Origin of the sequence: Kitasatospora sp. NPDC001603 (assembly GCF_040298365.1) — a bacterium.
In the GTDB taxonomy this organism is placed as follows: domain Bacteria; phylum Actinomycetota; class Actinomycetes; order Streptomycetales; family Streptomycetaceae; genus Kitasatospora.
Genome location: NZ_JBEPAA010000025.1, coordinates 1 through 21,400, shown reverse-complemented (window position 1 = coordinate 21,400; position 21,400 = coordinate 1). Strand labels below are relative to the sequence as shown.

Here is a 21,400-nt window from a genome sequence, read left to right as displayed (position 1 = left end):
CCCCCGCGCGCCCGCCCGACCACCACCGCCGACCGCACCCCAGCTACCACCGAGGAACGTGACATGGACGAGAACACCCGCTACCAGGTGCTGCGCAACGACGAGGAGCAGTACTCGCTCTGGCCGGCCGACATCGAGGTACCCGCGGGCTGGCAGAGCGTCGGCAAGGAGGGCACCGAGGCCGAGTGCATGGCCTACGTCGACGAGGTCTGGACCGACATGCGCCCGCGCAGCCTTCGCGAGCGCATGGCCGACAGCGAGTCCTGACCGGCCACCCGACCGGGGGCGCCGGCCGCACAACGCCGGCCCGGCGCCCCCGCCCCCTCCTACGTTCCGCTCCCTGCCACCGCCACGGCGCCCACCCCGATCGGAGCCCGCCATGACCCCCGCCCTGCGCACCGAGCGCCTCGACTTCATCCCCTACCGGCCCGAGGACGAGGACGCCTTCGTCGCACTGCTGCGCATCGAGGAGGTGTGCCACTGGATGGGCCAGGAACGCGCCCCCGAGTCGGAGCTGCGCGTGCTGTTCCGCGCGATCCAGACGGACGTGTACCCCAAGGACCTGTTCGACGTGTGGGGCCTGTGGCACGACGGGAGATACGCGGGCCACGCGGAGTTGAAGAAGACCGGCAACGTCGACGGCCACGAACTGATCACCGCCCTCGCCCCCGATTTCTGGGGCCGGGGACTGGGCAGCGAGGCCGTCCGCGGCCTGCTGCGCCACGCCGCGGACCACCTCGGGCTCAAGGAGGCCTACGGGATGGTGGGCGCGGAGAACACCGCGAGTCTGGAGATGTGCCGCCGTCTGGGCTTCCGGCACCTGCGCGACGTCGTCGGCGAGGACGGCTCGGTGACGAAGCTCCTGGCCGTCTCCACGGAGGAACCGACGTGACGCCACCGGTCACCCGGGACACCGTCCACCCACGTGAGCCCACCCGGCCGCCGAGCCCGCGACGCCACCGCGCCGCCGAGCCGCTGCGGACACGGGGCGGCCCGGCGGAGCCGGGCGCAGGTCGATCAGGAGACGGCCGGGCTTCGGCGCTCAAGCAGGATGACGTCGCGCCAGCGTCCGTGGTGTCGGCCCAGCCGTTCGCGGGTGCCGATCACGCGGAAGCCGGCCTTGGTGTGCAGGGCGAGGCTGGCGGTGTTCTCCGGGAAGATGCCGCACTGGACGGTCCAGATGCCGGCGGCGTCGGTGGACGCGAGCAGGGCCCGGAGCAGGGCGAGGCCGAGGCCTTGGCCGCGGGCGGCAGAGTGGACGTAGACGGAGTGCTCGACCACGCCGGCGTAGGCGCATCGGTCGGAGACCGGCACGGCGGCTGCCCAGCCGAGCACCTGGCCGGTGGCATCGAGGGCGACCAGGCGGTGTTCGGTGAGCCGGGAGGCGTCGAACGCCTCCCAGCCGGGGGCGGTGGTCTCGAAGGTGGCGTCGCCGCCGTCGATCCCGTGCTGGTAGATCGTCAGCACCTGACCGGCGTGCTCGGGCAGCATCGCCGTGATGGTCACGGCGGCGTTCATGCGGCGGCCTCGATGCCGAGCTCGGCGAGCAGGCCGCGGATGCGCCGCTCGATCTGATCGCGGATCGGGCGCACGGCGTCGACGCCCTGGCCGGCCGGGTCATCCAGCTTCCAGTCCAGGTACCGCGTGCCGGGGAAGTACGGGCAGGCGTCGCCGCAGCCCATGGTGATCACCACGTCGGAGGCCTGCACCGCCTCGGCGGTCAGCACCTTCGGCACCTCGGCGGAGATGTCGATGCCGACCTCCGCCAGCGCCTCGACCACGGCCGGGTTCACCGTGTCGGCAGGGGCGGATCCGGCGGAGCGGACCTCGACGCGGTCGCCGCCGAGGCGGGTGAGGAACGCGGCGGCCATCTGCGAGCGGCCGGCGTTGTGGACGCAGACGAACAGCACGGACGGGACGGCAGGAGAGCTCACGGGTTCATCCTTCGGGCAGGAGCGGCGGGGCGGGGGTTCAGCGGCCGGCGGCCGCCGGGTGGTGCACGTCGTACGGGACCACGACGTCGTCGGCGGCAGCCGCGACGGGGCGGCCGAACAGCACGGCGACCAGGGCGACGCCGACCACCAGGCCGACGAGCTGGGCGGCGACGAACGGCAGCACCGAGGCCGGGGCGATCCCGGCGAAGGTCTCGGTGAACGCCCGGCCGACCGTGACGGCCGGGTTGGCGAACGACGTGCTGGAGGTGAACCAGTACGCGGCGCCGATGTAGGAGGCGACCGCGACCGGGGCGAAGTGCGCCCGGCCGGCCCGGGCCAGACCGAAGATCAGCAGGATGAGGCCGGCGGTCGCCACGACCTCGCCCAGCCACAGATGCGGGGCCCAGCGGTCGTGGGTGGACCAGCGCACCAGCGGCTGCGCGAACATCGCGTCCGCCAGCACCGCCCCGCCGATCGCCCCGGCGATCTGCGCGGGCAGGTAGGCGGCGACCTCGCGCAGGCCCGGGCCCTCCCCGCCGCGGCGGCGTCCGGTCCACCAGGCGGCCAGGGTGACAGCAGGGTTGAAGTGGGCCCCGGAGACGGGGCCGAGCAGGGCGATCAGCACGCCGAGACCGAACACGGTGGCCAGCGAGTTGGCCAGCAGCCGCACGCCCACGTCCTGGGACAGCTGGGTGGCCTGGATGCCGGAGCCGACCACGACCGCGACCAGGGCGCCGGTGCCGACGAACTCGACCGCGGCCCGGCGCCCGAGCGGAGCTACCTCGGTCATCTCGCGCCTCCTGCCGTCTGGGCGGCCGTGCCTGCCGGAGTCTGGAGCAGGGCGGACAGCTTGGCCAGCGCGGCGGGCAGCACCCAGTAGTAGACCCAGGTCCCACGCCGCTCGGAGCCGACCAGCCCGGCCTCGCGCAGCACCTTCAGGTGGTGGGAGATGGTGGGCTGGGAGACCTCGAAGGGGCCGGTCAGGTCGCAGACGCAGGCCTCTCCGCCCTCGTGCGAGGCGATCAGGGACAGCAGCCGCAGCCGCACCGGGTCCGACAGGGCCTTGAACATCTTCGCCAGGTCCATGGCGGCTTCCTCGCCCAAGGGCTCGCGGACCATCGGCGAGCAGCACGCCGCCGCGTCGTCCTGGCCGAGCACCGGCAGTTCCAGATTCGACATACGTCTATGTTGACAGCCATCTATCCGGAGAGGCAAGCTCACTGTATCGACAGATGTCGAAACAAGACCTCGGATCGGGGAACCGCCATGTCCCGTGTTCAGCTCGCCCTGCGCGTCGCCGACCTCGAAGGCTCCATCGCCTTCTACGCCAGACTCTTCGGCACCGAGCCGGCCAAGCGCCGCCCCGGCTACGCGAACTTCGCCATCACCGAGCCCCCGCTCAAGCTCGTCCTCATCGAGGGTGAGGCCGGCGAGGACACCCGCCTGGACCACCTCGGCGTCGAGGTCGAGTCCACCGAGCAGGTGGCCGCGGCGACCAGCCGGCTCAAGGACGCGGGCCTGGCCACCTTCGAGGAGAACGACACCTCCTGCTGCTACGCGCTCCAGGACAAGACGTGGGTGCACGGCCCCGGCAAGGAGCCGTGGGAGGTCTACGTCGTGAAGGCCGACGCGGACACCCTTGGCAAGAGTGCCGACAGTGCGCCGGAGGCTTGCTGCGGCACCACCGCCTGCTGCACTCCCGACGAACAGGCCGTCGACGCCACCCAGAGCCCGGCCGAGGCGAAGACCGCCGCAGGCTGCGCGTGCGGCGGCTGACCCGCCCCGCCCCAGCTGTTCGGTGATTGATCTGCTGCGGTCATTGGGTCCGCCGACCAGGGGTCGGCGGACCCGCCGACACGCTCGCCAACCTTCCCCAGATCCTTGGACAGTGCGCAGGCCGCCTGCGGGCGGGGGCGGCCCACCGGCACTCCGACCGGACCAACGCCACCCGCGCACTGGCGGGTTCCGACATCGCCTGCCCCCCGATCGACCGAGCCGTCATCGACCGCTACCTCGCCTACTCCGCCGAGAAGCGCGGACAGAACGCAGTCGGCGGGGCGCCGTCGGTGCTCGGCGATCTGGTCGGTGATCTGACGCAGGCAGGTCAGGGCGCGTGGGAAGCGGCGGTCGGCCGTCGTGGGGATGCGCTCCAAGAGGCGGTCTCCATCGACCTATCCGCCGACGCCCTCCACGAGATCCGGACGGTCTCTCAGCCCCCTCCTCGCCGCCGACATCGCCGCCGTCCCAGGATCCCGCCTCGCCGTCCGCGCCGAGAACCTTGAGGCCTGCGTCTACCCGCTGTGCGCCGGCGACTGCTCCTGGGCCGTCCGGGCCCTGCCCCGGTGGCCCGCGGCGATCTACGTCGCCCTCGACAGCCGCCGACGCTGCCTCTGACGCGCCAGGGTCAGGAGAGCCGCGCCACCCCTCACGTGCCAGGTCGAGCACCGGGCTTCTCCCCTCGGGAACGGGACCAGGGACAGGGACAGGGACAGGGACGGAATCACGAGCACCACGACGAAGACGAAGGCGCATGCGGACACGAACCCGATCGGGCCGACGCCGCCGCGCCCGCAGGCCTGCGCGGCGGCACCGAACAGCGCCCGCGAGCGGCCGCAGCGGGCCTGCGGAGACCGTCGGAGTTTCTTCCGCTCCGAGAGCTAATAACTCCGCCAGGCCCCCCGACAAGGCCGAATGCCCTCGTGACGCACGCCCGCCATCGCTCGGACACCGGCCGCAACGGGACGCAACACCGCCGCAACTCCGCTGACCAGCAGGCAGAACGGCGATTGACAGCAGGCCTCGGCGTTCAGCACGATGAGCGCCGAGCCCACTCGCAGCACGCCGGAAGGAGGGCCGATGACCGACGTACTCGGGGTCCCGTGCCCTGCCTGTCCCCGCCCCTGCCGTGGCCACGGCCACAGCCGCTGTTGTCGCTGAACGCCCGCTCCCGCCCGGGGCCGTGCTGAGCCCGTACCGCTGATCCGGTAGAGCCCGGCGCCCGCCCCCGGGCAAGGCGCCCACCGACCGTGCGGCCGTCGGACACCCGTCCGCCACGGCCGCCCACCCGGCGCCGCCCGCACTCCCTGCACGGCATCGCACGGCACCGCGCTGCACCTGCGTGCGCCGCGCCGCCCTGTGCCGCCCCTCCCTGCGCCGCGTTCCGTATCCGGTCCGCGCCACGCCGGCAGGTCCTGCCGCCCGCCCGCCCTGCCCCACACCGGCGCGGCCGGCCGGCATCTCCTTGCCGGTTCGTTCCTTCGCCGTCCCGTCCCCCCTCCCCGCGAAAGCCGAGGTTCCGCCATGACCACCGCCCTCACCGAGCTCCGCATCACCCCGGCCGCCGGCCGGATCGGCGCGATCGTGCACGACGTCCGGCTCGGCGGCGACCTGCCCGCCGAAACCGTCGCTGCCGTCGAGGCCGCGCTGTACGAGCACAAGGTGCTGTTCTTCCGCGGCCAGAACCACCTGGACGACGCCGAACACGAGGCGTTCGCCCGCCTGTTGGGCCAGCCGGTCGGCCACCCGACGGTGCCCAGCGCGGACGGCCGGTACATCTTCGAGCTGGACGCCACCAAGGGGGTGCGCGCCAACAACTGGCACACCGACGTCACCTTCGTCCCGTCCTACCCGAAGGCCTCGATCCTCCGCTCGCTGGAACTCCCGCCGGCCGGCGGCTCCACCGTCTGGGCCAACACCGTCGCCGCCTACCAGGACCTGCCGGAGCCGCTGAAGGTGCTTGCGGAGAGCCTGCGGGCGGTTCACACCAACGACTACGACTACGCGGCGAGCCTGGCCCTGCGGCCCGAGCTGGCCGACAACGCGGAGATCGCCAAGCTGTTCCGCCAGGTGTTCGTCTCGACCGCGTTCAAGACCGAGCACCCGCTGGTCCGCGTCCACCCGGTGACCGGCGAGAAGACGCTGCTGCTCGGCGCGTTCGCGCAGCGCATCGTGGGCGTGTCGGGGGCCGACAGCCGCGCCCTGATCGACCTCTTCCAGCGGTACGTCGAGCGGCTGGAGAACACCGTGCGCTGGGAGTGGCAGGTCGGCGACGTGGCGGTCTGGGACAACCGCGCCACCCAGCACTACGCCGTCAACGACTACGGCGACGAGCCGCGCCTGGTCCGCCGGATCACCCTGGACGGCGACCTGCCGGTGGGCGTGGACGGCACCCCGAGCCGTCTGCTGGAGCCGACCGAGCCGCCCAAGGTGGCCGGTCTCGTCCCCGCCGAGGAGCTGGAGGCCTCCCTCCCGGCGTGAGCCGACCGGCCCGGGCCCGGGCCGTCCCCCGGGCCCGGGCCGTTCCCCGCAGGCCGGCGCCCCGCAACCCCGTAGCCCCGCAGCCCGAAAGGCACCCGCGATGTCCGACACGCTCCCGCACCCCGCCCTCCGCCCCGCGGACGACCGGCGGGCCGGCGACGACCGCCGCATCGGGGACGACCGGCGGGATGTCAACGCCGCCACCGTGCTGCGGACCGTGCTCGACCGCGGGCCGATCGCCCGCAGCCGGGTCGCCGCACTCACCGGGCTGAGCGCCTCCGCGGTGTCCCGGCAGGTGGTGGACCTCACCCGGATCGGACTGCTCTGCGAGCGGCCCGAGTTGACCGGCGGCGGGGCGGGCACGGTCGGGCGGCCGCAGCTGCCGGTGGACGTCGACACCGGCCGACTGGCGGTGGCGGGGCTGCACATCGGGGTGCCGTACACCACCTTCTCCCTGCTGGACCTACGCGGAAACGTGCTTTACCGGCAGGAGTTGAGCAACCGCGGCCGTACCGGGCACGCCGTGCTGGGGCCACTGCTGGAGCGGCTGCCCCGGCTGCTCGCCCAGGTGCCGGGCGGCCGGACGGTGGTCGGGCTGGGCGCCGTCACCGGTGGCACGGTCGATCCGGACCGCGGCATGACGGTCCGTCATGATCCGCTCCAATGGAAGGACATGCCGCTCGGCGAGCTGCTCTCCCGGGCCTCCGGACTGCCGGTGCGGGTGGACAACCACGCCCGGGCGCTCACCCAGGCGGAGATCCTCTTCGGGCACCCGGCCGCCCGCCGCTCCATGGTGCACCTCTTCGTCGGGCACGTGGTGGACGCGGCGCTCGCGGTGGCCGGCGTGGTGCACCTGGGCCCCGCCTCGGCCACCGGCGACGTCGCCCACCTGCCGGTGCCGGGCGACGACACGCTCTGCCACTGCGGCCGGACCGGCTGTCTGGCGGCCGCCGCTTCGGACACCACGCTCTTCGAGGCGGCGGCCGCGGACGGGATCACCTCCCGGCCCGACCGGGCCGAGCTGATCGCGGCCGTGCAGGCCGGGGACCGGCGGGCCGACCTCCTGGTCCGCCGCCGGGCCGCGATCGTCGGCCGGGCCCTCGCCCTGCTGGCGGACGTGGTCAACCCCGACCTGCTGGTGCTCACCGAGACCTTCGCGGTACTCGATCCGGTCTACCTGGACGTGGTCCGGGCCGAGTTCGCGCTCCGCTCGCACCTGCACCGGGACGCGGACCTGCTGATCGCCCAGCGGCGCGGGGCCGACGTGCTCGCCGTGGCGGCCGGCGCCGCCGTCCTGGGCGTGCTGTACGCCCGGCCGCTCCAGGCGACGGCGTCCGCCCCGGCGCCGCCCGCCGGCCCCGGCCGGCTGCTCTGACCGGACGACCCCGCCACCCCACGACCCGACACCCCCCGCCCCGCACCCCAGCCCCACCCCCTCCCACTCGCCCGCCGCCCAGCGCCCCCGCACCCCAGCACCCAGCCCCACCCCCTCCCACTCGCCCGCCCGACCACCCCGTCGAAGGACCCGTTATGACCGCGTTCACCACTTCCTCCGCCCCCGGCGTCTCCCGCCGGGCCCTGCTCCGCGGAGGCCTCGCCGGCGCCGGCCTGCTGACGCTGGCGGCCTGCCGTTCGGCCGCGGACACCGCCACCTCCGCCGCGAGCGGATCGGCGGCCCCGCGCCGGGGCGGCGTCCTCACGGTGGGCGCCGGTGTCGACTTCACCCCGAGCCTGCTCTTCGCCCAGAGCGCCAACACCCTCGTCCAGCGCCTGGTCTTCAACACCCTGACCAGGTACGACGACCGGCTCCAGCCGCAGCCCGAGCTGGCCACCTCCTGGCAGGTGGCGGCGGACGGCACCGGGGTCACGCTGAAGTTGCGCGAGGACGTGCTCTTCCACAGCGGCCGCAAGTTCACCGCGGACGACGTGGTGTTCGCCGTCAAGAACCTCCAGAACCCGGCCCGGTCGGCCCAGTTGCGGTCCACCGCCGCGGCCGTCACGGACTTCCGGAAGAACGGCGACTTCGAGCTGACCCTCGTCCTGGCCCACCCGGTGAGCAACCTCTTCGACCTCTTCGAGTTCATGATCATCCCGGATTCGGCCAGCGTCGAGGAGGCCGTCGCCGGCACCAAACTGATCGGCACCGGCCCGTTCACGCTCACCGACCGCAAGCCCGGCAGCTCCATCACCTTCGCCCGCAACGAGAAGTACTGGAACCCCGGCCGCCCCTACCTGGACGGCGTCGAGATCCGGATCGTCCCGCAGGCGGAGTCCCTGCTGTCCTCGCTCAGGACCGGCCAGACCCAGCTGTCCTACTCCGTGCGCGGCAAGGACGTGGCCACCCTCAAGGACGACCCGCAGTTCCACATCAAGCAGTACGACACCGGCGCCGGCGCCTACTACATCGGCGCCAACCTCACCGGCGAGCACGTGGGCGACAAGCGCGTCCGGCAGGCCATCGCCTGGGCGGTGGACCGCGAGCGGCTCGTCCAGCAGGCCCTCGGCGGGTACGGCACCGTCTCCTCCGCCCCCTGGCCCAAGTCCTCGCCCGCTTACAGCGAGGCCAACGCCACCCGCTACAGCCACAACCCGGACAAGGCGCGGGCGCTGCTCAAGGAGGCGGGCCTCGACAGCATCACCCTGCCGTTCGCGCACTCCAACGAGCCCGGCTCCACCGCCGTCGCCCAGATCCTGCAGTACGACCTCAAGCAGGTCGGCATCGAGACGGTGCTCCAGCCCACCGATTCCCCCACCATGCAGAAGCAGCTCATCTCCCAGACCATGCCCGCCCTCTGGACGCTCAGCCACGGCTTCGCCCAGCTGCACCCGGCCACCCTGGCGGTCAGCGCCTACCCGTTCAACGAGGCGAAGAACAGCTCGCGCTTCAGCTCGCCCGCCTACACGGACGTCGTCCAGAAGGCCTGGAACCGGCCGGACAGCGACGGCGCCGAGGCCAAGGCGCTCTACCAGCAGATCACCGACGTGCTGCTGGACGAGGAGTTCGTCATCGACCTCGCCATCGCCGGCCTGGTCGAGGTCGCCGGCGGCAAGGCCCGCGGCGCCGACCTCAACAAGTTCGGCTACCTCAACCTCGACGACGCCTACCTGACGGCCTGACCGATGCGCACCTTCCTCGTCAAACGGCTGCCCTCGGGGCTGCTCGTCCTCGTCCTCGCCTCCTTCCTGGTCTTCCTCATCCTCCGGCTGATCCCCGGCGACCCGGCCACCTCGCTGGCCGGGCCCGACGCCGGCCCGGAGGCCGTCGCCGCCGTCCGCGGCCGGCTCGGCCTCGACCGACCGCTGCTCACCCAGTACGTCAGCTGGCTCGGCCACCTCGCCACCGGGGATCTCGGGCCCAGCTACGCGATCGGCGGGCAGGTCGCCGACCTGATCGGCAACGGCCTCGGCGCCACCGTCCAACTCACCCTCGGCGCCCTGCTGCTGGTGATCCTGATCGCCCTCCCGCTGGGGGTGCTCGGCGCGACCACCCGGCGCCGGCCGGTCGCCGCCGCCGTCCGCGCCTTCACCACCGCCGTCCTCGCCGTGCCCCCGTTCGTCACCGGCGTCCTGCTGGTACTGCTCTTCGCGGTCACCCTCGGGCTGCTGCCGGCCGGCGGCCACGAGTCGCTGCTCGACCAGCCCGACCTCGCCGTCCAGTACCTGCTGATGCCGGCCGTCTGCCTGGCCCTGCCGAGCACCGCCGTGCTCGCCCGCTACCTCAAGGACGGCATGGAGCGCGCACTCGCCGAGGACTACGTCCGCACCGCCACCGCGCTCGGCGTCTCCCGCCGGCGGATCGTCTGGCAGCACGCCCTGCCCAACGCGCTGCCGCCCGCGATCACCGTGCTCGGCCTGCAGATCGGCCAACTCATCGCCGGCGCCGTCCTGGTGGAGCGGATCTTCGCCTGGCCCGGCCTCGGCCAGCTGATCGAACAGGGCGTGATCCGCCGCGACTACCCCGTCGTGCAGGACCTCCTGCTGCTGATCGTCGCCGTCTACGTCACCGTCCAGCTGCTCACCGACCTGGTGTACGCGTGGCTGGACCCCCGGATCCGGTGGGAGTGAACCGATGACCGTCCTCACGGCCGACCGGCCGAAGTCCCCCGGCGCCCGCCGCCACAACCGCTACCTGGCCGGGCTGCTGACCGGCCGCGGCCTCACCGGCCTGGCCCTGGTCGGCGTGATCGCCCTGGCCGCCCTCGCCGCGCCGCTGCTCACCGACCTCGACCCGAACGCCCAGAGCGCGCTGGCCCTGGCCGGGCCGAGCGCCGCCCACCCCTTCGGCACCGACGACCTGGGCCGCGACCTCTTCAGCCGGGTGCTGCACGGCACCGGCACCGACCTCGCGATCACCTTCGCCGCGGTGCCGGTCGGCGCCCTGCTGGGCTGCTCCTTCGCCCTGCTCGCGGCCTCGTCCCGGGTGGCCGACCTCGCCGTCCAGCGCGTCTTCGACCTGCTGCTCGCCTTCCCCGGGATCATCCTGGCCCTGGCCGTCACGGCCGTCCTCGGCCCCGGCCGCTGGCCGGTCCTGATCGTCATCGCGCTCGCCGAGATCCCGGGCTTCGGCCGCCAGTTGCGGGCCGGCATCCTCGTCCAGCGGGAGCGCGAGTACGCCCTGGCCGCCCGGGTCGGCGGAGCCTCCCGGCTCCGGGTGCTGCTGCGCCACGTCGTCCCCAACGCGGCCGACCCGCTGATCGTGCAGACCGCCGTCGCGCTCTCCATCGGCGTCTTCATCGAGGGCGCGATGAGCTTCCTCGGCCTCGGCGTCCGGCCGCCGGAGCCCACCCTCGGCTCGATCCTCAGCCAGTCCGTCGCCTACCTCTCCACCCAGCCCACGTTCGCGGCCGCCCCGCTGGCCGCCACCACCGCCCTGGTCCTCGGCTTCACCCTGATCGCCGAGGCGCTGAACAAGGGAGTGCGCCGATGAGCCGCCCGGCGAGCCGCCCGGAGCACGGCCCCGACAGCCGCCCGGAGCACGGCCCCGACAGCCGCCCGGAGCACGGCCCCGACAGCCGCCCGGAGCACGGCCCCGACAGCCGCCCGGGGAGCAGTCCCGAGAGGGGCCCGGTGCTCCGGGTCCGCGACCTCACCGTCGCGTTCGGCGGCGCGGGGGAGGGAGCCGGAGCCGCCACCGGCCGGGGGGTCGGCGCCGTCCCCGAGGTCGGCGCCGACCCCGAGGTCCGCGCCGTCGACGGGGTCGGCTTCGAGCTGGCGGCCGGCGACACGCTCGGGCTGGTCGGCGAGTCCGGCTCCGGCAAGTCGACCACCGCGCTGGCCCTGCTGCGGATGCTGCCGCCGGGCGGCCGGATCACCGTTGGTTCGGTCGAGCTCGACGGCCAGGACCTCGCCGCGCTGCCCGAGCCGGCCCTGCGCCAGCTGCGCGGACGGCGGATCGCGATGATCTTCCAGGATCCGATGTCCTCGCTGAACCCGGTGCTCACCGTGGGCAAGCAACTGGACGAGGCCCTGCGGGCGCACGGCACGGCGGACCGCCCCGCGCGGGCCGCCCGTGCGGTCGAGCTGCTCGGCCTGGTCGGCATCCCCGACGCCGCCGGCCGGCTGCGCGACCACCCGCACCAGTTCTCCGGCGGCCAGCGCCAGCGGATCATGATCGCGCTCGCCCTCGCCCACGACGCCGAGGTGCTCGTCGCCGACGAACCGACCACCGCACTCGACCCGACCGTCCAGCAGCAGATCCTCCGGCTGCTGGCCCGGATCAACCGGGAGACCGGCACCGCCCTCGTGGTGATCAGCCACGACCTCGGCGTGATCGCCCGGACGTGCCGCCGGATCCTGGTGATGCGGGAAGGCCGGGTGGTCGAGCAGGGCCGGACGGCCGAGGTGCTCGCGGCGCCCCGGCACCCGTACACCAAGGAGCTGCTGGCCGCCGTGCCACGGCTGGACGCCCCCTCCGAGGCCGCCGCCAACAGCACCCCGGGCCCCGAACCGCTGCTCACCGTCAGCGGGGTGGGCAAGACGTACGGGCCGCGCCGACGGGCCGTCACCGCGCTGGACGGCGTCGACCTCGTCCTGCACCCCGGCGAGACGCTCGGGCTGGTCGGCGAGTCCGGCTCCGGCAAGTCGACGCTGGCCCGCGCGCTGGTCCAGGTGCACGCCCCCTCGGCCGGCACCATCCGGTTCCGCGGCGAGGAGTTCGGCCGCGGCGGCGGTACCGCCGCCCGCCGCGAGGTGCAGATGGTCTTCCAGGACCCGTACGCCTCGCTCAACCCCCGGATGACGGCCGGGCAGATCATCGCCGAACCGCTGATCGCCCACGGGCTCGGCGACCGGGCGACCCGGGAGAAGCGGGTCGCCGAACTGCTCCGGCAGGTCGGGCTGGATCCGGCCACGGCCGACCGGCACCCGCGCGCCTTCTCCGGCGGCCAGCGCCAGCGGATCGGCATCGCCCGGGCGCTGGCGCCCGAGCCGAGCGTGCTGATCTGCGACGAGCCGGTCTCCGCGTTGGACGTCTCGGTGCAGGCGCAGGTGATCGAGCTGCTCGCCCGGCTCCAGCGCGACCTCGGGCTCGCCATCCTCTTCATCGCCCACGACCTCGCGGTCGTCCGGCAGGTCAGCCACCGGATCGCGGTGATGCACCGCGGCCGGATCGTCGAGACCGGCCCGGCCGACCGCGTCGTCACCGCCCCCGAACACCCGTACACCGCCGAACTCCTGGCCGCCGTCCCCCGGCTGGAGTCCGCCCCGCAGCTCGCCCCGCACCTCACCACCCGGAGCCCCGTATGACCAGCACCCCGGACCCGCACCGCCCCGCCGAGGACGCCCGCCCCGCCGCGGACGCCCGCCTCGCCGAGGACGGCGCCGGCACCGCCCCCGGCACCGCCGCCGACCCGCACCGCCGCGACCCCTACGCCGGGTTCCCCGGCACCGTCGGCCGCACCTTCGGCGCCTCCACCCCCGCCTGGCCGGAGCCGGTCCGCCCGCGCGAGGGCGCGCCCAACATCGTCGTCGTCCTGATCGACGACATGGGGTACAGCGACATCGGCCCGTTCGGCTCCGAGATCCCCACGCCCACCCTGGACCGGCTCGCGGCGACCGGCGTCAAGCTGGCCAACTACCACACCATGCCGCTCTGCTCTCCCGCCCGCGCCGCCCTCCTCACCGGCCTCAACCCGCACCGGGTCGGCTACTCCTTCGTCGCCAACGCCGATCCCGGGTTCCCCGGCTACGGCATGGAGGTCGCCGGGGACATCCCCACCCTCGCCGAGCTGCTGCACGACCGGGGCTACGCCACCTACGCCGTCGGCAAGTGGCACCTCACCCGGGACTCCGCCTCCAACGCGGCCGACAACCGCGCCAACTGGCCGCTGCAGAAAGGCTTCGACCAGTACTACGGCGTGCTGGAGGGCCTCACCAGCCTGTTCCACCCGCACCAACTCGTCCGCGACAACACCCCGCTGGACATCGACGAGTTCCCCGAGGGCTACTACTACACCGACGACATCACCGACCAGGCGATCGCCATGGTGAAGTCGCTGCGGGCGCACGACGCCGAGAAGCCGTTCCTGCTCTACCTGGCGCACAACGCGGTGCACGGCCCGCTCCAGGCCAAGCCGGCCGACCTCGCCCGGCACAAGGGCCGGTACGACGGCGGCTGGGACGAGCTGCGCGCCGCCCGGTTCGCCCGCCAGCTCGCCGCCGGTCACTTCCCGCCCGGCACCGAGCTGCCCGAGCGCAACGGCGAAGCCGGTCACGACGTCGGCCCGTGGGACGAACTCACCGACGTCCAGAAGAAGGTGTACGCCCGCTACATGGAGGTGTACGCCGCCATGGTCGACAACGTCGACCAGAACCTCGGCCGGCTCACCGACACCCTCGCCGCGCTCGGCGAACTCGACAACACCATCATCGTTTTCACCTCCGACAACGGCGGCACCGGCGAGGGCGGCGCGGAGGGCACCCGCAGCTACTTCAGCCGCTTCGTCCACCACCCGAACCTGCCCGAGGACTGGAACCCCGACGTGGAGCGGGAGATCGAGCTGATCGGCGGCCCGCAGTCCCTCGTCCACTACCCGCGCGGCTGGGGCATGGCCTCCAACACGCCGTTCCGCTTCTACAAGGGCCAGACCTACGCGGGCGGCGTCCGGGTGCCGTTCGTGCTCTCCTGGCCGGCCGGGCTGCCCCGCGCCGAAGCCGACGGCGGGGTCCGCGCGCAGTACCAGTACGTCACCGACATCCTGCCCACCCTGCTCGAACTCGCCGGTGTCGAAAGGCCGTCGGAGCGCGGCGGGCAACCGGTGCAGTCGCTCGACGGCATCAGCTTCGCCCCCGTGCTGCGCACGCCCGGCGCGCCGTCCACCCACCCCGAGCAGTACTGCGAGATGACCGGCAACCGCAGCTACTACCGCGACGGCTGGAAGCTGGTCACCCTGCACCGGTTCGGCGCGCCGTACGACGACAGCGAGTGGGCCCTGTACGACCTGCGCACCGACCCGACCGAGATCCACGACGTCGCCGCCGACCACCCGGAACTGGTCGAGGAGTTGGCCGCCGCCTGGGAGGCCGCCGCCTGGCGCAACGGCGTGTTCCCGCTGGCCGACGGCAGCGGCGCCCTCGCCCTGCGCGGACCCGAGGCCGACCGCCTCCGCCGGCCGGTCACCCTGCTGGCCGGGACCCCCGAGCTGGAGCGCTACCGCTCCTCCCGCCTGATCTCCTTCCGCTCCTTCGCCGTCGAGGTCGAGCTGACCGCCCACGGCGCGGACGACCGGGGCGTCCTGGTCTCGCACGGCGACCAGGGCGGCGGCTACAGCCTCTACGTCGAGGACGGCCGGCTGCACTTCGCCTACAACCAGTACGGCGAGCTCTTCGAGGCCGACGGCGGCCCGCTCGCGCCGGGCGCCCGCCGGATCACCCTGGAGGCCACGGCCGTGGCCGACCTCAAGTGGGAGTTCCGCATCCTGGTGGACGGCGCGGAGGGCGGCCGGCTCGGCCCGGTGCACCAACTGATCGGCATGGCACCGTTCCAGGGCATCAGCGTCGGGATCGACCGCAAGTCCCCGGTCTCCTGGCCGGTGCACGAACGGCACCGCTCCTTCCGCTACACCGGCGGGCTGCACGCCGTCACCTACCTGCCCGGTGAGCCGGCGCCGTACGACCCCGAGACGGTCGTCCGGGCGCTGCGGGAGGCGGCGGCCGCGTTCGAGTAGACCGGCCGGGCCGGGCGGTAGGGGCGGGCCCGCCCCCACCGCCCGGCCCGGCCGGCCTCAGCGACTGAAGAACGGGCAACGCCTCCATCCCCGGGGCGGGCGCGCAGGGCCCTGAGGTCCCTGTGCGGACGCCGCCCCGAGCCGGTCCACCACCTGCGCGGGTTCACGCTCGAAGGTTCCTCGACCAGTCTCCCCGGGAGCGGTAGGCACGGCCGTCACCGATCTGCTTCATCCCACCGGGGAGGACGTCCCCGTGGTACGGGTACTGTTCCGTCACCGCCGCCAGCAGGAACTCGAGGAATCCGCCCTCGAAGAGATCCCACTCCCGCATCGAGTCGAACTTGGCGGCGACCGGCCACCGGTCCGGGTCGCGGCCCCGCATCAGCCAGAAGAAGTGGTCGGAGTTCCAGTTGTTCCCCCACTTCAAGAGACCGCCCTCGGCGGGGAACAACGGATACGGGCACTCGTCGTAGTCCCCGTCCCGGTAGGCCTGGGCCAGCCAGGCACAGTATCCGTAGGGGTTCGTCGTGCCGTACCGGAATCCGGCGAAGCCGGGCGGCTCCCCGATCTTGGGACTGGGCGCTGCCGATGGTGTGTAGATGTGGAGTTCGTCGCTGATGCTGACCATCCCGTACCGGTCGGCGAACGCCCGGTAGTCCGCCGGCAGCTGGAACCCGAGCACCTCCGGCCCCAACTCCCACGGGACGGGGACCACCCCGTCCAGAGGCGGCCCGATCACCGAGCCGAGCCGCTCCAGCATCTTCTCGATGCTCACGTCCACTCCCATCAGTCGTCCGTTCTCGCCCGGGGCTAGTTGCCCAGGGATACCAGGCCGTTCAGGCCGTACGTGCGGTTGTCCACGAATGTCCGGGCGGAGTCCGTGGTCGCCCCGGTGGTGGCGTCCCAGGCGTGGAGCGACATCGCCCACCCGTTCGGAACGGTGCTGCTGAGGCTGTTGTACTGCGGAAACACGTTGTACAGCACAGGGCCGCGGCCCATGACCTTCTCGGCTCTGGTCTCGAAGGTCCGCATGCTGTTGGTGATCGTGCCGCCGGTTCGCTGGTTGGTGTTGGCCCCCCGCTGGAAGCACGGCGTCAGGTTCCGCTCGTCCGCTGTTCCGCCGGCCATGCGCGGTACGGAGTGGCAGCGAGCGATGTCGGAATCCGAAGTGAACCCCAGGGTGGCCGCCCGCGCCTTGGCATCGGTCCAGCCCCGGATGTCGCCGGCCGCGGCCTGCCCCCTGCTGGAGCCGGGCGTGCCTTCGAGACAGGCATTGACGCCCTGGTTGCGGTTCTGACCGTCCGACGGCAGGTAGCTGACCCACCCGCCGCCGTTCAGGGGTACCGCCCCCGTCGGCTCCAGATCCTTGCAGGTGGGGACAGGCCGGTCGGCGTTCTCCTCGGAGCCGGGGTTGCTGGGCACCGGAGCGGGCTCCGGGGAGGCGGGTACTTCCTGAACCGTCGTGATCCCGTCGAGGGGGAGCGTTTCACCGTCGCGGTACGCGACGACCCCGCCGGATTCGAAGACCTCCGGGGCCAGCACGGGAGCCGGGGCGGGAGCTGGAGCCGGGGCCGGGGCCGGGGCGGGAGCTGGAGCCGGGGGTGCGGTAGCGGTGGGGGCCGGGCCCGGGGATGCGGTGGTGGCCGGTGCCGGTGCCGGTGCCGGTGCCGGTGCTGGAGCCGGGGATGCGGTAGTGGTGGGCGCCTGGACCCGTAGTGCCGTGTAGTGCCCGTTGGGCTTGCGGGCCAACCCGTCGTAGGGGACGGCAGGGCTCGTGAGCATGGCCGCCTGCGCGGCCGGCAGCCGCCGGACGGCTTCGGGCGTCAGGTACGCCGTCCCCGGCCGCGTGTCGACGGTCGTGCCGCTCTGCTGCCCGTACTGCTTCATGGCGGAGGTCTGCGGCTGCCGGTAGGGGCTGTCCGCCGTGTCGGCTTCCCGGCCCCGGGCCTCGTGGTCGCGCTCGGGCGGCGCGGGAGCGTCGCCGCCCTGATCCATCGTCACCGCCGGATCGGGCGGGGTCCGGGCCAGACTCTGGAGGACCTCGGCCATCTCCTGGAGCAGCTGCTGGGTCTGGACCTGGAGCTGCTGGGACCTGGCCCTTGCCGTGGAGGACTTCTCCGCATTGGTCCTGGAAGCGGCGTTGAGCTGGGACTTCCGCGAGTTGAGCTGCGCCTCCTGCTGCCTGACCGCGCCCTCCTCGCCCTGGAGCTTGGCCTCCTCGGCCTTGACCTGGCTCTGTTCGGTCTGCAGCTGGGCCGCTTCGGCGTTGTAGCGGCCGACCGCGGCAGCCTGATCCGCGGGAGGCTTGGCCGCGTTGTGGGCGTCGATCTTGCCGCTCAGCGCCCTCGCGCGCGTGTTGTGGGCGTCGATCTCGCTGTTCACCGCGGCGGCCCTGGCGGACAGCGCGGTGTCGGCGCTCTCCACCTCCGCGGCTTCTTTGGTGATCCGTTCGGCCTCGGCGATCACCTCCCTGACCATCTGCTCGATTTCGGCCTCCGTCCGCTTCTGCGCCTCGACCTTCTGGGCGAGCGCCGGGGCGACGGCCGCGACGTCCCTGGGCTGGGCCAGGGCGGCCACGGTGTCGGGCGGGGCCATGACCGGCGTGTCGGCCGCAGCCCTCGTCACTGCCGCCGTGCCGACGAGCGGCAGCAGGAGCGCCAGCACCAGGGCGACGGCACGCCCCACAGCCCGCCGGGGGCGGCCGGCCGGCCCGAGCGGGGTCGCGGTCATCCGGTCACCTGCTTGGTGAGCTCGTCGGCCACCTTCCAACTGGTCGCCTCGCCGTCACCCGCCTGGCACACGGAGACCTGCACCAGGCTCGTGCCCTTCACCCACGCCTGGTGATAGCAGGCCCAGCCCGCGCTACCCTCCTGCGCCGCGGTCCACGCCACCGCGACCTCAGTGCTGGGGCGCGCCGTGTAGACCCACTTCGAGCTGCGGCCGGCCTGACCGGCGACCGTGGCCGACGGGCACTTCGCCAGGCCCTCGGTGAGCGTCCGGAAAGCGGCGCCGGCCTTCTCGGCCTCCGGGAAGACGCCGAACACCTGGTTCACCGTGTAGCCGCCGGTGCCCGCGGCGTCCTGGTAGGTCGCCGACAGGAAGGCCTTCCACGCCTGCCCGTAGACCGCCTCTGTCGTCGGCCCCGCCGCGACGGCGCACTCCGGCGGCGCCACGTCGAGCGGCGCGTGGGGCCGGTCCGACTGCGGGCCGGCGACCACCGTCGTCCCAGCCAGCCGGCTGACGCTGTCAGCGCCGAGGAGCTGCGCCTGGACCGTCCCCGCGGCCACGTGCGGCGCACGTCCCGCGGGCTGCTGAGGCCACACCCACCACCCGATACCGGCCAGCACCAGGCAGGGGAGGAGAGCGGCCACGAGCAGCGGCCAGTGGCGCAGCACCTTGGCTCCCCGCCGCGTCGCCCGCACCCCGGGTGGTACCGCCGCCTCCGACGAAGGCTCCGCCCCCCGCCCCGGGACCGGTCGCGGGGCAGCCGACGCGGGTTGCGGTGTGCCTCGGCCCGGCGGTCGCGCCGGCGGCGCGGGGGCGGACGGTGCCGCGGCAGACGACGAGGCGGACGACGCGGCGGACGGTGCCGCGACCGGGGCTGATCGCGGGCGGCCGCTGTCGCCGGGCCGGGGCGCCACCGCGTGCGGCGTCTGCTGCCGGGCGGGCGGTGTCGGCGTGGCTGGGTCCTGGTTCCCGTAGTGGTCCGTCATGGCGTCCTTTTCGTCACGGGGTTCGGGTCGGTGCTGTTCATCGGTGGCACGGGACGGGGAGGAGGAACACCGCGACCATCACGGCGGTGGAGTCGGGCCGGATGCCCGGTACGGCCGGCCGGAGCTCGGCCGCGGTCATCGGCTCCGCCCGCGGTTGCTGGCACAGCGACGCCACCTTGTCCGCCCAGCTGTCGCCGGTACGGCGTGCGCCCGACTCGTCGGCCAGCACGCCGGCCGGCAGCCGGAGACCCCCTCGCCTCCGCCGTCGGATCCCCTCCCTCACGTACGCGCACGGGCGTCACGAACGGGGCAGCCCGGGTCGGCCGCGCGCGGGGAGGCCGGGCCCGCCGAACCTGCCATCCGCTGTCGATGCTGACGCGTCGCCGGACAACCGCACAGGTCAAAGCACCGGCCACGTATGGCCGGTGGTCAGGGGGAGGTCGCTACGGCCGCTTCCTCGCGGATGCGCGGGCCTGAACGGCGGACACACCCGGAGGATCGGTGCCGCGCCACCACCGGCACCCTTCTCGCGGGGCGGGGGAGCGCGACGGATCGTCCGGCCCTGCTGCTGGTGCCGGACGCCGGGGACGCCGGTCGGGTGCCGTTGCGCGGCGGGCTGTTGCGGACCCCCATCGGCGTCCCGCGATGACGCCGGCACGGATGCTGAGGTGCGCGCCGAAGGCACCAGCCGCGGTGCCGGGGGAGTTCGGAGGCGTTCGGAGGCGGCCCGGACGATCGAGCGTCCGCGCCGCTGCGTTCTGTCCGGGCTGCACGGCAGGGAGCACCTGATGGTGCCGGCAGCGGCGACCGCCCCTCGGGCCGCTGGACCCGGTATCAGGGTTGCCTCGACGACTCCGGCTGGCGGGTCGTGATCTTCACGCGGCCATAGATGACGAGTCCGATCGGGTCGACGTTCGCCGCGGTCAAGCTCCGCACCATGGTCCCCCTGGCGGGCCGGCAACCCGACCGCGGCCCTCCCGACGGTGTTCAAGCTCGTCGAGTCCGCACCGGTCGATGGCGCGCAATCGCCGGCGCTCACCTGATCCCCCCGGTTCGTACCGGCACCCGTTTCGACGATGGCGTCCGGGTCGAGTGGGAGGGGCTGGTGACCCGAGCCGCCGTGTCCTGGCGTGGTGCCGGCGGCATGGCGAGTCGAGGACGCCGCCGCTGAGCTTGCCGGGGCTGTTCAGAGCCCGACGTCGGCCGAGTGCGGCAGCCCGGGCCCCGTGCGGCCCGGGCCGACCAGCAACTCCCGGTCAGGGGCGGGGAAGCTGACGGGCCGCCGCCTCGACCGTCCGCGCATGCTCTCGTCCGAGGCAGGAGGACGCCTTGGACCTGAGCGGCCTGCCTGGGCGCAACGTCCACGGCACCGCACCGGTACCCGTCCGTCGCCCGTTCGGGAGGTCCCGCCCCTGCTCAAGGCTCTGCGCGCCCGGCGGCCCGGGGAGAAGCTGTACGTCGTTGCTGGACGACTTCTCCCTGCACCAGCACCCGAACGTGCGGGTCTGGGCGGCGGCCGACGACGTCGAGCTGGTCTTCCTGCCGACCTACGGGTCGTGGCTGAACTGGATCGAGTCCGAGTTCGCCGCTCTGCGCTACTTCGCCCTCAACGGCGCCGACCACCCCGGCCCCGGCGAGCAGGAAGCCGCCCTCACCGCCTATATCCACTGGCGCAGTGCACGAGCTGAGCCGAAGACCGGCTTCGCTTCGGACTCACCGATCCGCAGCTCGATCCACTACCCGGAAAGGGCCGGACGGCCGCTGGGCCGGGCGCGACGGCCTGCTCGCCATCGCGATCACCGTCCTCGCGTAGCGCGTCGCCGCGCTCGCGCCGACGCACCCCGGCCGGGGCGGGGCGACGCTTTCGCTCGCCGTGTTCGAGTGCGCCGCCGACCTTGATATGTCATGCTTTCGTCAAGGCATTTCGTCCCGACGAACAGGAGCACCCTGTGCGCATGCGGCAACGCCTCATCACGGCGGCCACCGCCTCGACCATCGTCGTCGGAGCCGTGATCACCCTCGCGCCTCCCGCCTCCGCCACCATCACCGGCTGCACCCAGAAGTACGTCACGGGCAGCGGCGGACACCGCGGTGCCGCCATCACCTGCAAGGGTGACGGCAGGTCGCGCTTCCAGGCCGCGATCACCTGCAAGCGCCTCGACAACGGCTACGAGTACCGCCACGACGGCCCGCCCGAGTGGGCCTGGCCGGGCGGTGGCACCTCCACCGTCTGGTGCGACCTCGGCGCCAACGTGATCCACGCCGCGTACGTCGCCCTTCCCTGACCTCGCGTCGCCGGCCGTGGGGGGGGGGGGGGGGCGGGGCGGCGGGC

At 73.6% G+C, this 21,400-nt stretch carries 19 protein-coding genes; 12 read left to right on the top strand and 7 right to left on the bottom strand.

All coding sequences use genetic code 11. The features are described 5' to 3' along the window. Positions 1 to 63 precede the first annotated feature (63 nt). Both ABT263_RS17805 and ABT263_RS17800 read left to right on the top strand, forming a co-directional pair. Positions 64 to 267, top strand: coding sequence for an MbtH family protein (locus ABT263_RS17805; RefSeq protein WP_352291321.1), 204 nt, complete (start codon positions 64 to 66; stop codon positions 265 to 267). Positions 268 to 379: 112 nt separating this feature from the next. Continuing rightward, positions 380 to 892, top strand: coding sequence for a GNAT family N-acetyltransferase (locus tag ABT263_RS17800; RefSeq protein ID WP_352291320.1), 513 nt, complete (start codon positions 380 to 382; stop codon positions 890 to 892). A 125-nt stretch (positions 893 to 1,017) separates the two neighbouring features. Here ABT263_RS17800 and ABT263_RS17795 read toward each other — a convergent pair whose 3' ends face one another. Genes ABT263_RS17795 through ABT263_RS17780 form a run of 4 tightly spaced genes read right to left on the bottom strand, consistent with a single transcriptional unit; the run spans position 1,018 to position 3,113 of the window. Next, positions 1,018 to 1,518 (bottom strand): GNAT family N-acetyltransferase, encoded by a 501-nt coding sequence (locus ABT263_RS17795; RefSeq protein WP_352291319.1) that lies wholly within the window; start codon positions 1,516 to 1,518, stop codon positions 1,018 to 1,020. Beyond that, positions 1,515 to 1,934, bottom strand: coding sequence for an arsenate reductase ArsC (locus ABT263_RS17790; RefSeq protein ID WP_352291318.1), 420 nt, complete (start codon positions 1,932 to 1,934; stop codon positions 1,515 to 1,517). Before ABT263_RS17790 ends, ABT263_RS17795 begins: the two co-directional genes overlap by 4 nt. Before the next feature lie 37 nt (positions 1,935 to 1,971). Further along, a complete protein-coding gene (locus tag ABT263_RS17785; protein ID WP_352291317.1) occupies positions 1,972 to 2,724 on the bottom strand; it encodes an aquaporin in 753 nt (250 codons plus the stop codon). After that, entirely contained in the window at positions 2,721 to 3,113 is a 393-nt protein-coding gene (locus ABT263_RS17780) for an ArsR/SmtB family transcription factor (protein WP_352291316.1), read from the bottom strand. Before ABT263_RS17780 ends, ABT263_RS17785 begins: the two co-directional genes overlap by 4 nt. Before the next feature lie 87 nt (positions 3,114 to 3,200). Between ABT263_RS17780 and ABT263_RS17775 the strand changes: the two genes are divergently transcribed. The 8 genes from ABT263_RS17775 (at position 3,201) to ABT263_RS17740 (ending at position 15,355) form a co-directional block, all read left to right on the top strand. Beyond that, complete coding sequence (locus ABT263_RS17775) at positions 3,201 to 3,710, top strand: ArsI/CadI family heavy metal resistance metalloenzyme (RefSeq protein ID WP_352291315.1); 510 nt, start codon at positions 3,201 to 3,203, stop codon at positions 3,708 to 3,710. A gap of 1,524 nt (positions 3,711 to 5,234) precedes the next feature. Further along, positions 5,235 to 6,191 carry a TauD/TfdA dioxygenase family protein gene (locus ABT263_RS17770; protein WP_352291314.1) on the top strand — a complete coding sequence of 319 codons (957 nt, stop codon included), beginning with the start codon at positions 5,235 to 5,237 and terminating at the stop codon, positions 6,189 to 6,191. A gap of 100 nt (positions 6,192 to 6,291) precedes the next feature. Next, positions 6,292 to 7,566 carry an ROK family transcriptional regulator gene (locus tag ABT263_RS17765; RefSeq protein ID WP_352291313.1) on the top strand — a complete coding sequence of 425 codons (1,275 nt, stop codon included), beginning with the start codon at positions 6,292 to 6,294 and terminating at the stop codon, positions 7,564 to 7,566. 155 nt (positions 7,567 to 7,721) lie between these two features. Continuing rightward, positions 7,722 to 9,308, top strand: coding sequence for an ABC transporter substrate-binding protein (locus ABT263_RS17760; protein WP_352291312.1), 1,587 nt, complete (start codon positions 7,722 to 7,724; stop codon positions 9,306 to 9,308). A 3-nt stretch (positions 9,309 to 9,311) separates the two neighbouring features. Continuing rightward, positions 9,312 to 10,256, top strand: coding sequence for an ABC transporter permease (locus ABT263_RS17755; RefSeq protein ID WP_352291311.1), 945 nt, complete (start codon positions 9,312 to 9,314; stop codon positions 10,254 to 10,256). Positions 10,257 to 10,260: 4 nt separating this feature from the next. After that, the gene (locus tag ABT263_RS17750) at positions 10,261 to 11,118 is read left to right on the top strand and encodes an ABC transporter permease (protein ID WP_352291310.1); all 858 of its coding nucleotides are present in this window, start codon (positions 10,261 to 10,263) and stop codon (positions 11,116 to 11,118) included. Beyond that, a complete protein-coding gene (locus tag ABT263_RS17745) occupies positions 11,115 to 12,935 on the top strand; it encodes a dipeptide ABC transporter ATP-binding protein (RefSeq protein WP_352291309.1) in 1,821 nt (606 codons plus the stop codon). Before ABT263_RS17750 ends, ABT263_RS17745 begins: the two co-directional genes overlap by 4 nt. Continuing rightward, on the top strand, positions 12,932 to 15,355 hold the full coding sequence (locus ABT263_RS17740; RefSeq protein WP_352291308.1) for an arylsulfatase: 2,424 nt from the start codon (positions 12,932 to 12,934) through the stop codon (positions 15,353 to 15,355). Before ABT263_RS17745 ends, ABT263_RS17740 begins: the two co-directional genes overlap by 4 nt. Positions 15,356 to 15,518: 163 nt before the next feature. Here the strand turns inward: ABT263_RS17740 and ABT263_RS17735 are convergent, their stop codons facing one another. The 3 genes from ABT263_RS17735 to ABT263_RS17725 are packed head-to-tail and all read right to left on the bottom strand — an operon-like array spanning position 15,519 to position 18,750. Beyond that, positions 15,519 to 16,130, bottom strand: a complete 612-nt coding sequence (locus ABT263_RS17735; protein ID WP_352291307.1) for a hypothetical protein — start codon at positions 16,128 to 16,130, stop codon at positions 15,519 to 15,521. A 35-nt stretch (positions 16,131 to 16,165) separates the two neighbouring features. Next, positions 16,166 to 18,085, bottom strand: coding sequence for a hypothetical protein (locus ABT263_RS17730; protein WP_352291306.1), 1,920 nt, complete (start codon positions 18,083 to 18,085; stop codon positions 16,166 to 16,168). Further along, a complete protein-coding gene (locus ABT263_RS17725) occupies positions 18,082 to 18,750 on the bottom strand; it encodes a sensor domain-containing protein (RefSeq protein ID WP_352291305.1) in 669 nt (222 codons plus the stop codon). The genes ABT263_RS17730 and ABT263_RS17725 overlap by 4 nt, the downstream gene beginning before the upstream one ends. A 1,779-nt stretch (positions 18,751 to 20,529) precedes the next feature. Here ABT263_RS17725 and ABT263_RS17720 point away from each other — a divergent pair. After that, on the top strand, positions 20,530 to 20,967 hold the full coding sequence (locus ABT263_RS17720; protein ID WP_352291304.1) for a transposase: 438 nt from the start codon (positions 20,530 to 20,532) through the stop codon (positions 20,965 to 20,967). 56 nt (positions 20,968 to 21,023) lie between these two features. After that, the gene (locus ABT263_RS17715) at positions 21,024 to 21,353 is read left to right on the top strand and encodes a hypothetical protein (RefSeq protein WP_352291303.1); all 330 of its coding nucleotides are present in this window, start codon (positions 21,024 to 21,026) and stop codon (positions 21,351 to 21,353) included. The last annotated feature ends 47 nt before the right edge of the window (positions 21,354 to 21,400 follow it).

Bases quoted from the DNA above. Each gene is read 5' to 3' on its own strand.
- ABT263_RS17805 (WP_352291321.1), top strand. From the start codon at position 64: ATGGACGAGAACACCCGCTACCAGGTGCTGCGCAACGACGAGGAGCAG.
- ABT263_RS17800 (WP_352291320.1), top strand. From the start codon at position 380: ATGACCCCCGCCCTGCGCACCGAGCGCCTCGACTTCATCCCCTACCGG.
- ABT263_RS17795 (WP_352291319.1), bottom strand. From the start codon at position 1,518: ATGAACGCCGCCGTGACCATCACGGCGATGCTGCCCGAGCACGCCGGT.
- ABT263_RS17785 (WP_352291317.1), bottom strand. From the start codon at position 2,724: ATGACCGAGGTAGCTCCGCTCGGGCGCCGGGCCGCGGTCGAGTTCGTC.
- ABT263_RS17780 (WP_352291316.1), bottom strand. From the start codon at position 3,113: ATGTCGAATCTGGAACTGCCGGTGCTCGGCCAGGACGACGCGGCGGCG.
- ABT263_RS17775 (WP_352291315.1), top strand. From the start codon at position 3,201: ATGTCCCGTGTTCAGCTCGCCCTGCGCGTCGCCGACCTCGAAGGCTCC.
- ABT263_RS17770 (WP_352291314.1), top strand. From the start codon at position 5,235: ATGACCACCGCCCTCACCGAGCTCCGCATCACCCCGGCCGCCGGCCGG.
- ABT263_RS17765 (WP_352291313.1), top strand. From the start codon at position 6,292: ATGTCCGACACGCTCCCGCACCCCGCCCTCCGCCCCGCGGACGACCGG.
- ABT263_RS17760 (WP_352291312.1), top strand. From the start codon at position 7,722: ATGACCGCGTTCACCACTTCCTCCGCCCCCGGCGTCTCCCGCCGGGCC.
- ABT263_RS17755 (WP_352291311.1), top strand. From the start codon at position 9,312: ATGCGCACCTTCCTCGTCAAACGGCTGCCCTCGGGGCTGCTCGTCCTC.
- ABT263_RS17750 (WP_352291310.1), top strand. From the start codon at position 10,261: ATGACCGTCCTCACGGCCGACCGGCCGAAGTCCCCCGGCGCCCGCCGC.
- ABT263_RS17745 (WP_352291309.1), top strand. From the start codon at position 11,115: ATGAGCCGCCCGGCGAGCCGCCCGGAGCACGGCCCCGACAGCCGCCCG.
- ABT263_RS17740 (WP_352291308.1), top strand. From the start codon at position 12,932: ATGACCAGCACCCCGGACCCGCACCGCCCCGCCGAGGACGCCCGCCCC.
- ABT263_RS17730 (WP_352291306.1), bottom strand. From the start codon at position 18,085: ATGACCGCGACCCCGCTCGGGCCGGCCGGCCGCCCCCGGCGGGCTGTG.
- ABT263_RS17715 (WP_352291303.1), top strand. From the start codon at position 21,024: ATGCGGCAACGCCTCATCACGGCGGCCACCGCCTCGACCATCGTCGTC.